The following is a 10301-nucleotide window of genomic DNA, read 5'->3' on the forward strand; positions in this document are numbered from 1 at the left end:
CAAGCCGCCGGCCGCCGGCGCCCCCACCGCCAGGCCCGCGGCCGCCGCCGTACTCGCGCCCGCCGCCAGCCCGGAGTCCCTGGGCTTCGACAGCGCCCGGCTGAAGCGGCTCGACCAGGCCATGGCCCAGGTCGTCGCCGACGGCCGCGTCGCCGGCATGACCACCTTGCTCGCCCGCCACGGCAAGGTCGTGGCGTTCAACACCTACGGCAAGACCGCGCTCGACGGCGGCAAGCCGATGCCGAAGGACGAGATCTTCCGCATCTACTCCATGTCCAAGCCGCTCACTGGCGTGGCCATGATGATCCTCTTTGAGCAGGGCAAGTGGCGCCTCGACGACCCGGTCACCCGCTACGTGCCGGAGTTCAAGAACCTCAAGGTCATGGTCAGCGCCGACAAGGACGGCAAGATCACCGCCGTCGAGGACATGAAGCGCCCGCCGACCATGCGCGAGATCATGAGCCACACCGCGGGCTTCGGTTACGGCCTGGGCGACAAGCACCCGGTGGACAAGCTCTACCGCGAGAAGCAGGTGCTGGGCTCGACGGGCCTCAAGCAGATGATCGACCGCACCGCCGAGATCCCGCTGATGTACCAGCCGGGGACCGACTGGTCCTACTCCAGCGCCGTCGATATCCAGGGCTATATCGTCGAGAAGCTCACCGGCGAGTCCCTCGGCCAGTTCATGCAGGAGCACATCTTCGGGCCCCTGAAGATGCAGGACACCGGCTTCTCCACCGGGCCCGCCAAGGCCGGCCGCCTGGCCGCCGTCTACGCCTTCGACAAGGACCTCGGGAAGATCGTCGAGGCCAAGACCCTCTTCAGCTCCGACATGCCCGACTACTCCAAGCCGCCGGCCATGGAGTCCGGCGGCGGCGGCCTGGTCTCGACGACCATCGACTACGCCCGCTTCTGCCAGATGATCCTCAACAAGGGCGAACTCGAAGGCGTGCGCATCCTGTCGCCGGCCTCCGTCGAGCTGATGGACACCAACGTCATCCCCAAGAACGTGCTGGTGAACTCCAACGGGACCAGCGTCGCCCGCTTCAACGAGGCGGTGGGCTTCGGCCTCGATTTCATGGTGGTCAACGACCCGCGCGCGGCCGGCACGCTGGAGGGCAAGAACACCATGAGCTGGGGCGGGGCTGCCGGCACCTGGTTCTGGATCGACCCGACCAACGACCTCCTGTTCGTCGGCATGATCCAGCGCCTGGGCGGCACCGGCGGCGACGACCTCGGCGGCCAGGCGAGGACGCTGACCTACCAGGCGCTGCTGCACCCGGAGAAGTAGACGGTCATCCCTCCTCTTTAGGGGAGGGATGAGCCGCGAAGCGACCGGGGTGGAGGAATCGCGTTCAAGCTCGGTCGATCGAGCTTGGTCCATACACCCCCACCCGTCTCGCGCTGCGCGCGATCCACCCTCCCCTAAAGAGGAGGGAAAGGGGCTCCGCCTTGACAACGCCACCCCCTCATGCGCCCTTCCGCGCCTCTTAAATCACCGAATTCACCCCACGAAATGCACGCCTACCGCACCCACACCTGCGGCGCGCTTCGCGCCGCCGACACCGGCAAGACGGTCCGGCTTTCCGGCTGGATCCACCGCAAGCGCGACCACGGCGGGCTGGTGTTCGTTGACCTGCGCGACCACTACGGCCTGACCCAGCTGGTGCTGGACCCGGAAACCCCCGGCTTCGACCTCGTCGAGCGCCTGCGCGCCGAGAGCGTGATCCGCATCGACGGCGAGGTGGTGGCCCGCTCGCCCGACACCGTGAACCCGAACCTGCCGACCGGCGAGGTGGAGATCCGCGTGCGCGAGGTCGCCGTCCTGTCGGAGGCCGCCGAGCTGCCGCTGCCGGTGTTCGGCGAGCCCGACTACCCCGAAGAGATCCGGCTGAAGAACCGCCACCTCGACCTGCGCCGCGAGACCCTGCACCGCAACATCGTGCTGCGCTCGAAGGTCATCCAGTCGATCCGCAACCGGATGATCGAGCAGGGCTTCCTGGAGTACCAGACGCCGATCCTGACGGCCTCGTCGCCGGAGGGCGCGCGCGACTTCCTGGCGCCGTCGCGCCTGCACCCGGGCAAGTTCTACGCCCTGCCGCAGGCCCCCCAGCAGTTCAAGCAGCTGCTGATGGTCGCGGGCTTCGACCGCTACTTCCAGATCGCGCCCTGCTTCCGCGACGAGGACCTGCGCGCCGACCGCAGCCTGGAGTTCTACCAGCTCGACGTCGAGATGAGCTTCGTGACCCAGGAAGACGTGTTCGCGGCCATCGAGCCGGTCATGCACGGCGTCTTCGAGGAGTTCGCCGACGGCAAGCCGGTGACGCCCTATCCGTTCCCGCGCATCCCCTACCGGGAGTCCATCGCCAGGTACGGCACCGACAAGCCCGACCTGCGCATCCCGCTGGTCATGCAGGACGTCTCCGACCACTTCCGCGGCGCGGGCTTCGGCCTCTTCGCCCGCATCCTGGAAGACCCGAAGAACGCCGTCTGGGCCATCCCGGCGCCGGGGGGCGGATCGCGCGCGTTCGCCGACCGGATGAACAGCTGGGCGCAGGGCGAGGGCCAGCCGGGCCTCGGCTACATCTTCTGGCGCGAGGGCGAGGAGGGCGGCGCTGGCCCCATCGCCAAGAACATCGGGCCCGAGCTCACCGACGCGGTCCGCGACCAGCTGGGTCTTGCGATCGGCGACGCGGCCTTCTTCGTGGCGGGCGACCCCAAGACCTTCGCCAAGTTCGCCGGGACCGCGCGGACCAAGGTCGGGACCGATCTCGGCCTCGTCGACGAGAACCGCTTCGAGTTCGCCTGGATCGTCGACTTCCCGATGTTCGAGATGAACGAGGAAACCAACCGCGTCGACTTCTCGCACAACCCGTTCTCGATGCCGCAGGGCGAGCTGGAGGCGCTGAACACCAAGGACCCGCTGGAGATCTTGGCCTATCAGTACGACATCGTCTGCAACGGCTACGAGCTGTGCTCCGGCGCGATCCGGAACCACCTGCCGGAGATCATGCTCAGGGCCTTCGAGATCGCGGGCTATGGCCCCAATATCGTCGAGGAGCAGTTCGGCGGCATGCTGAACGCGTTCCGCCACGGCGCGCCGCCGCACGGCGGCCTCGCCCCCGGCATCGACCGCATCGTTATGTTGCTGGCCGGCGAGACCGCCATCCGCGAAGTCATCGCCTTCCCGCTGAACCAGCAGGGTCAGGACCTGATGATGAACGCGCCCTCAGAAGTCTCGGACAAGCAGCTGAAAGAGCTGCACATCCGCCTCGCGACCCCAATCAAGGCCTAGTTCGGCGCCACGAGGTAGCGGGTCGGCGTCGGCGGCGCCGGGGGAGCCGGCGGCGCGGGTGGCGCCGGCGGGGCCGGGACCGCGGGGTGGTAACCCCATATCGGCGAGCCCGCCTGGCGGATGATCACCCGCAGGTTCGCGCCGCAGGTCCTGGCGACGAGCCCCTTGGGCAGCTTGGTCTTGGCGTCGCCGCAGGCCTCGTCGACCTGCGCCTGCACAAGTCCTCTCGCGCGGGACAGGTCGACGCCGGTGATCACCGTGTGGTGCATCTCCGCGTCCTTGAAGTCCGCGCCGTCGAAGCTGCCGCCCATCAGGACCGCCATGTTCATCTCGGCGGATCGGAACGACGCGCGGTCGAACTGGCCGTCGATCATCACCGCCCCGCTCAGGGCGGCGTCCCTGAAGTCGGCGCCCCGGGCCTCCGTCTTGCTCATGTTGACCCCCTGCAGCTCGGCCGAGCGCAAGGAGGCGTTGTTGAGGATCGACTTGACGAAATTCGCGCCTGTGGCCGAGGAGTCGCTGAGGTCGGCGCTGGTCAGGTTGGCGCTGGTGAACATCCCGCCCTTCGCCTCGGTCGAGCGCAATCGCGCGTGCGACATATTCGCGCCCACGAAGATCGTGCCCAGGATCTGCGCGTTCGTCAGATCGGCCCGCGACAGGTCGGCGCCGGTGAAGTTGGAGCCCAGGAAATGGGCCTCGCGCAGGTCGGACCCCACCAGCGCGGCGCCCGAGAAGTCCGCGCCCAGGAAATGCGCGCCGGCCAGCCGGCGGCCGGAAAGCTCGCACTTGGGGCAGGCGCCGCCGAATCCCGTGGACCGCGACACCTCCTTGTCGCCGCCGGCTGCGGCCGCTGCCCGGGCGGCGGCCGGCGCGGTCATGGTCAGGACGAAGAGGGCGATCAGGGCGCGGGAGAGATTGTGCGTCACGCGGACTGGAATCCTTGAGCTTGCCGGTCCCATCTGCGCTCGGCGGCCCCTGGGCGCCACTTAATTCGCGGTAACTCTTAAGGGCTTAGGCGCGTCTGGTCAGGCGCCCAGGTCTTCGCCAAGCCGGCCGGCGCGCACGCCGCAGGTCTCGCAGATCAGCGACGCGCCCTTGCGCACCACCGCCACGTCGCCGCAGGCCGCGCAGACGTCGGCCGCGTCCAGGCTGGACGGTCCGTTGGGGCGATGGGCGGTTGGTAGGAACACCAGGTTGTCCGGCGCCGCGCCGCGCGAGAAGCCGCGCGAGATGAACCGCGAGGCCAGTTGGGGCCCATCCGCTTCCAGGGCGTCGGCCTTGCCGCGGCCGAGGCCGTCGGCGTTGAGCTCGCCCGGATCGCCGGTCGCCAGGTCCTTGCGCCCCAGGTAGGAGACCCCGAGCTCGCGGAAGATGTAGTCGAGGATCGAGGTCGCCGACTTCACCGTGTCGTTGCCGGTCACCGGGCCGGCCGGCTCGAAGCGGGTGAAGACGAAGGCGTCGACGAACTCGTCCAGCGGCACGCCGTATTGCAGCCCGATCGAGATGGCGATCGCGAAGTTGTTCATCAGCGAGCGGAACGCGGCGCCTTCCTTGTGCATGTCGATGAAGATCTCGCCGAGCTCGCCGTCGTCGTACTCGCCGGTGTGCAGGTAGACCTTGTGGCCGCCCACCGCGGCCTTCTGGATATAGCCCTTGCGGCGGTCCGGCAGTTTGCGACGGGTGCGGTCGCGCTCCACGACCCGCTCGACAACGCGCTCTTCCGGCGCCGGCTCGCGGACCGGGCGCGCCTCGAGACTGGGCAGGTCGAGGACCAGATCGGCCGGCGCTGCGGCTCGCCGGACGCGGACGGCGCTGCGGGCCTGGGACAGCGCCTCCAGCACGTCGGCGGGCGTCGCGTCCCAGGGCAATTCGAGTTCGGCGACCGACGGGAAGGCCAGCGCCGGCTCCAGGGCCTGTAGCATCGCGAGGCGCGGGGCCTCCCCCAGGGCCTTGGCCGCCCGGAAGACACCGCGGGCGGTCGGGGAGAGGAAGTCGGCTTCCGCCAGGCTGTCGCCGCCCAGGGCGTGCGCCTCGGCGGCCGCGACGTCGGCGGCGGTGAAGCCCATCAGGGCGAGTGCGTCGAACTGCGGGTCGGCCAGCTGCTCGGCGCTGGCGCCCAGCACGTCGCGGATGAAGCCTTCGCCGATCACCGCCGGGCCGAAGGCGTCGGAGAGCCGGCGGACCAGGGGCAGGGCGGCCTCCACAGCGGCGATCTCGTGGTCGGTGAAGCCGCGGGCCATCAGCGCCTGATGACTGACGCAGGGCGCCTCGGCGAGGTCGGCGCGGCCGAGCAGCAAGGCGTGGGCTTCGGCGGTGTCCGCCCCCGCCAGCGCCAGGCCGCGGATCGCCGCCTCGCTCAGCACGCGCACCGGCTCGCCGTCCGCGGTCTCGGCGAAGGTTACGGATCCCGACCAGGGTCCGCCGTCGAGACGTCCGCCGCCCAGGCGAAGCTCCAGCTCCGGATCGCGGAACAAGGCGAGGTCGGCGCCTGAGCCGGCGGTCGCGCGCCCGGCCGCCAGGTAGAGCTCGCGGGCGGTTTCGCGGCCCGCATCGCTGTCGTAGTCCAGGCCGTGGGCCACCAGCCATTCGCCGAGCCCCGCCAGGCCCAGGACCGCCGGGGCCTCGTCCGCCACTGCCAGCGCGCCGGCCAGCGAGGCGACCGCTGCTTCGAAGGCGTCGATGTCGAAGCCGTCCGCCGACCAGAAACCCATCAGGTCGACGCCGCCTCGCAGGGCCCCGCCGGATCCCGCGATCCGCCCAGCGTTCGTGCGGTCCGGCGCCAGCGCCACCGCACCCGTCGCCCAGGCGGCGCGGGCCACGGCGCCATCGGCTGCGCCGGCCACGACCAGCTGGATTCCTTCTCCGAATGCCGCTGGCGCGTCCATCTCCCAGGCCCCTTCGCCGGAGCGCGCCAGGGTGATGGCCTCGAGGATCAGGTCGTCCGGCGCGCCAGCCACACGCGCGGCCTCGGCGGCGCGGGCCAGGGTCGGATTAGTCTGTGGATCGGCGCAGGCTTGGGCGTCGCCTTCGCAGCGCAGGATGGCGTCCATCACCGCCTGCAACCGCCGGCCGAGTTCCAGCGCAGCGGCCTGCGCAGCCGCCCGGCCGCGGTGCGCGGCCACCGTGCGAGCCAGCGCCGCGGCGCAATCAGCCGAGCCGGCATCCACCACCGCGATCGGCGGCCCCGACGCCGCGGACCCGATAGCGATCGCGCCCGCCAGCAGGGCCTCGGTGAGCTCGTCCCGGAAGCGGGTGCGGGCGCCGATGTCCTTGATCAGCCCCTTGGCCTGGGCCCGCGCCGTGAGATTCTCCACGACTTCGCTGAAGGCGGCGGGGAGGTCGGCCGCGCCGGCTGCCCAATCGATCCAGGCGTCGAGCCGGGCGGCCGTCCAGTGGGCCGGCGCCTGGACCTCGACGAAGCGTCCGCCGACCTCGGCGATCCGCGCTTCGATTTTCGTCCGCGAGACTTCGCGACCCATTCGCCGACTCCCTCGCGGAAGGGTAGGCGTCGCAGCCGGGCGCGATCAATAGATGTTGCGGTTGCGGACCGCTTCATCCCCAACATCTTGGCGTCCGGGGAGCGCTGGACGCTCCAAATCGGTCCGCCTATAGTCCGCCCGCCCGCTTCCTCCTCGCAGAGACCAAAAGCTCCGTGCTGAACTTCCTGAAGTCGATCTTCACCTGGTGGAACGGCGCCACGATCGGCGCGCGCTTCCACATCGGCCGCCGCGGCCTCTTCGTGGGCCAGGACGAGCAGGGCAACCGCTACTTCGAGGCGAAGGACGCCACAGACAGTTACGATGGGCGCAAGCGCCGCTGGGTGATCTACCGCGGCTACGCCGACGCCTCGAAGGTGTCGCCCGACTGGCACGGCTGGCTGCACTACACCTTCGTCGAGCCGCCGACCGTCGAGCCCTTCCTGATCAAGGCCTGGGAGAAGCCTCACCTGCCGAACCTCACCGGCACCATCCACGCCTACCGGCCGCAGGGCTCGCTGGCCCGCGGCGGAGAACGCCAGAAGGCCACGGGCGACTACGAGGCCTGGACCCCGAAGTAGGGCGTAACCTCGTGCCACTCCGCCTGACGCCAAGATACCTCCTCCAGCGCGCGACCTGGTTCGCCGCTCTCGTCGCCGTCGCCGGAGCCGGCCTGGCGACCGCCCAGCCTGCGCCGCCGCCACCAACGCCGATGGCCCCTGAGACCCCGTCCAGGGGCGCGCCGGCCGAGGAGGCGCCGCCGGTAAGCGTGGCGACGCCGGCCCCCATCGCCGTGCCGCCGATCTCCGAGAAGGAGGTGGCGGCCGCGCCTCCGCCGGCGTCGACTGAGGCGAAGCCGCCCGGGGTCCCCGAGCGGCGCGCGCGCTACGATGTCGCCGTGCTCGAGGCGCTGGACAAGGTGACCGCCGAAAGCCTGCGGTTCGAGGCCGCCGTCGGCCGTCCGATCCGCTATAAGAGTCTGATCTTCACGGTGAAGGCCTGTGAACGCTCGGCGCCGGACGAGCCCATCGACGACTCCATCGCCTACCTGACCGTGGACTCCCAGCCGAGGCCGGCGCCCGGCAAGCCGCCGTTGTCGCCGCGCCAGACCTTCAAGGGCTGGATGTACGCCTCATCGCCCGGCCTGCATCCGCTGGAGCATCCGGTCTACGACGCGTGGCTGATCACCTGCAGGGCCGCCGCGCCGCCCATCGCCTCGACCCGCTGAAAGTCCGCTTCCGCCGACAGCGCCAGCGCCAGCCGGCGGTGATAGTCGAGCCGTGAAATCTCAACCGCGCCGAACTGCGTCAGGTGTTCGGTCATGAACTGCGCGTCGAGCAGCCGGTAGCCGCCGACCAGCAAGCGCGCCACCAGGTGCACCGGCGACACCTTCGAGGCGTCGCGGCGGCGCGAGAACATGCTCTCGCCAAAGAACGCGCCCTGCAGCGACACGCCGTAGAGCCCGCCGACCAGCTCGCCGTCCTGCCAGCATTCGACAGTATGGGCGAAGCCGAGCTCGTGCAGGCGCACGTAGAGGTTTTCGATCGGGTGATTGATCCACGTCTCCGCCCGCCCGGATCCCGCTTCCGCGCAAGCCAGTACGACCGCGTGGAAGGCCGTGTCGGTGCGGATTTCGTAGGGTTCGCTGCGGACGGTGCGGGCCAGCCGTCGCGAAACGTGGAAGCTCTCCAGGGGCAGCACGCCCCGCCGCTCGGGGTCGATCAGGAAGACGCGGTCGTCGTCGCGCGCGTCGGCCATGGGGAAGACGCCGCGTGCATAGCAGGACAGGAGATCGCGGGCGTCGAACTGCGCCATGGACGGAGCTTACAGCTTGCGGAACGGGCGGCTATCCCAACCCTGATCGGAAGCTCAGGCCGCGGCCTGGGCCTTCATCCAGTTTTCCAGCCAGTGGATGTTGTAGACGCCGTCGATGATGTCGGGATTCGCCAGGAGCTCCTGGAAGAGCGGGATGTTGGTGTCGACGCCGGCCACCACGATTTCGCCAAGGCAGCGGTTGAGCCTGGCGATGCACTCGTCTCGGTCACGGCCGTGGACGATCAGCTTGCCGATCAGGGAGTCGTAGTAGGGCGGGATCGTGTAGCCGGCGTAGAGGGCGCTATCCAGGCGCACGCCCAGGCCGCCCGGGGCGTGGAAGTCGGTGACCAGGCCGGGCGAGGGCGCGAAGGTCTTGGGGTTCTCGGCGTTGATCCGGCACTCGATGGCGTGGCCCTCGAAGACCACGTCCTTCTGGGCGAAGGACAGCGGCAGGCCGGCGGCGATGCGGATCTGCTCGCGCACCAGGTCGATGTCGGTGATCGCCTCGGTGACCGGGTGCTCCCCCTGCAGGCGGGTGTTCATCTCGATGAAAAAGAACTCGCCGTTCTCGTAGAGGAATTCGATGGTGCCGACGCCCAGATAGCCGATGGCCTTGATGGCATCGACCACCACCTTGCCGATCTTCGCGCGGATCGCGGCGTCGATGGCCGGCGAGGGGGCTTCCTCCAGCACCTTCTGGTGGCGGCGCTGCAGCGAGCAGTCCCGCTCGCCCAGGTGGCAGACGTTCCCGAAGCTGTCGGCGATCACCTGGATCTCGATGTGCCTGGGCGTCTGGAGGTAGCGCTCCATATAGACCGCGTCGTCGCCGAACGCCGCCTTGGCCTCCGAACGCGCCGTGGAGACCGCCTCGTAGAGCTCGGCTTCGGTCTGGGCGACCTTCATGCCGCGCCCGCCGCCGCCCGCCGCGGCCTTGATCAGCACCGGGAAGCCGATGGCCTTGGCCGCTGCGAAGGCCTCCTCCTCGGTCGTCACCGCGCCGTCGGAGCCGGGCACCACGGGGATGCCGGCCGCCTTCACCGCCTGCTTGGCGGTGATCTTGTCGCCCATCATCTTGATGTGCTCGGGCTTGGGCCCGATGAAGGTGAAGCCGTGGGCGCCGACGATCTCGGCGAAACGAGCGTTTTCCGAGAGAAATCCGTAGCCCGGATGGATCGCGTTGGCGCCGGTGATCTCGGCGGCGGCGATGATCGAAGGGATGTTCAGGTAGCTCTTGGCCGCAGCCGGCGGGCCGATGCAGACGCTTTCGTCGGCGAGCCGCACCCACATGGCGCCGCTATCGGCCTCGGAGTGCACGGCGACGGTGGAGATACCCATCTCCTTGCACGCGCGGTGCACGCGAAGGGCGATCTCGCCGCGGTTGGCGATGAGGATCTTTTCGAACATAGCCCTAGCCGATGACCGCGAGCGGCTCGCCGAACTCCACGGGCTGACCATCCTCCACCAGGATTTCCACGATCTTGCCGGCCTTGGGCGCGGGGATCGGGTTCATGGTCTTCATGGCCTCGATGATCATCAAGGTCTGGCCGGCGGCGACCGTGTCGCCCACCTTCACGAACGGTTCGGCGCCCGGCTCCGGCTGAAGGTAGACGCTGCCCACCATCGGCGAGTTGATCACGTCGCCGCTGGCGCGCACGGGCGCCGCGGCCTCGGCCGACGCGGCGGCGGAAGAGGCGGCGGCCGCCGCCACGGGCGCG

General features: G+C 69.8%; 9 protein-coding genes. 4 read left to right on the plus strand and 5 right to left on the minus strand.

The window, feature by feature from the left end; genetic code table 11:
* Both JWP28_RS17740 and aspS read left to right on the plus strand, forming a co-directional pair.
* The coding region (locus JWP28_RS17740) for a serine hydrolase domain-containing protein (protein WP_299545007.1) at positions 1–1291 on the plus strand (1291 nt) is incomplete at its 5' end.
* Positions 1292–1516: 225 nt separating this feature from the next.
* Positions 1517–3295 carry an aspartate--tRNA ligase gene (aspS, locus tag JWP28_RS17745; RefSeq protein WP_299545009.1) on the plus strand — a complete coding sequence of 593 codons (1779 nt, stop codon included), beginning with the start codon at positions 1517–1519 and terminating at the stop codon, positions 3293–3295.
* Here the strand turns inward: aspS and JWP28_RS17750 are convergent.
* Positions 3292–4221: a pentapeptide repeat-containing protein gene (locus tag JWP28_RS17750; protein WP_299545011.1), complete on the minus strand. Its 930-nt coding sequence runs from the start codon at positions 4219–4221 to the stop codon at positions 3292–3294. The two genes, aspS and JWP28_RS17750, sit on opposite strands and share 4 nt — an antisense overlap.
* A gap of 99 nt (positions 4222–4320) precedes the next feature.
* A complete protein-coding gene (locus tag JWP28_RS17755; RefSeq protein ID WP_299545012.1) occupies positions 4321–6774 on the minus strand; it encodes a ribonucleotide reductase in 2454 nt (817 codons plus the stop codon).
* A gap of 176 nt (positions 6775–6950) precedes the next feature.
* On the opposite strand from JWP28_RS17755, the gene JWP28_RS17760 reads away from it, so the two are divergent.
* On the plus strand, positions 6951–7352 hold the full coding sequence (locus tag JWP28_RS17760) for an NADH:ubiquinone oxidoreductase subunit NDUFA12 (protein ID WP_299545021.1): 402 nt from the start codon (positions 6951–6953) through the stop codon (positions 7350–7352).
* Between the two features lie 11 nt (positions 7353–7363).
* Positions 7364–7999, plus strand: a complete 636-nt coding sequence (locus JWP28_RS17765) for a DUF2155 domain-containing protein (protein ID WP_299545014.1) — start codon at positions 7364–7366, stop codon at positions 7997–7999.
* Here the strand turns inward: JWP28_RS17765 and aat are convergent.
* The 3 genes from aat to accB all read right to left on the minus strand — a co-directional run.
* The gene (gene aat / locus JWP28_RS17770; RefSeq protein ID WP_299545016.1) at positions 7939–8586 is read right to left on the minus strand and encodes a leucyl/phenylalanyl-tRNA--protein transferase; all 648 of its coding nucleotides are present in this window, start codon (positions 8584–8586) and stop codon (positions 7939–7941) included. The genes JWP28_RS17765 and aat overlap by 61 nt on opposite strands.
* 54 nt (positions 8587–8640) lie before the next feature.
* Complete coding sequence (gene accC / locus JWP28_RS17775) at positions 8641–9990, minus strand: acetyl-CoA carboxylase biotin carboxylase subunit (RefSeq protein WP_299545017.1); 1350 nt, start codon at positions 9988–9990, stop codon at positions 8641–8643.
* Between the two features lie 4 nt (positions 9991–9994).
* The coding region (accB, locus tag JWP28_RS17780) for an acetyl-CoA carboxylase biotin carboxyl carrier protein (RefSeq protein WP_299545019.1) at positions 9995–10301 on the minus strand (307 nt) is incomplete at its 5' end.

Source organism: Phenylobacterium sp., assembly GCF_028290885.1.
In the GTDB taxonomy this organism is placed as follows: Bacteria; Pseudomonadota; Alphaproteobacteria; order Caulobacterales; family Caulobacteraceae; genus Phenylobacterium.

What these genes read in the sequence shown, in the direction of transcription:
- aspS (WP_299545009.1), top strand. Translation starts at nt 1,517, where the DNA reads ATGCACGCCTACCGCACCCACACCTGCGGCGCGCTTCGCGCCGCCGAC.
- JWP28_RS17755 (WP_299545012.1), bottom strand. Translation starts at nt 6,774, where the DNA reads ATGGGTCGCGAAGTCTCGCGGACGAAAATCGAAGCGCGGATCGCCGAG.
- aat (WP_299545016.1), bottom strand. Translation starts at nt 8,586, where the DNA reads ATGGCGCAGTTCGACGCCCGCGATCTCCTGTCCTGCTATGCACGCGGC.
- accC (WP_299545017.1), bottom strand. Translation starts at nt 9,990, where the DNA reads ATGTTCGAAAAGATCCTCATCGCCAACCGCGGCGAGATCGCCCTTCGC.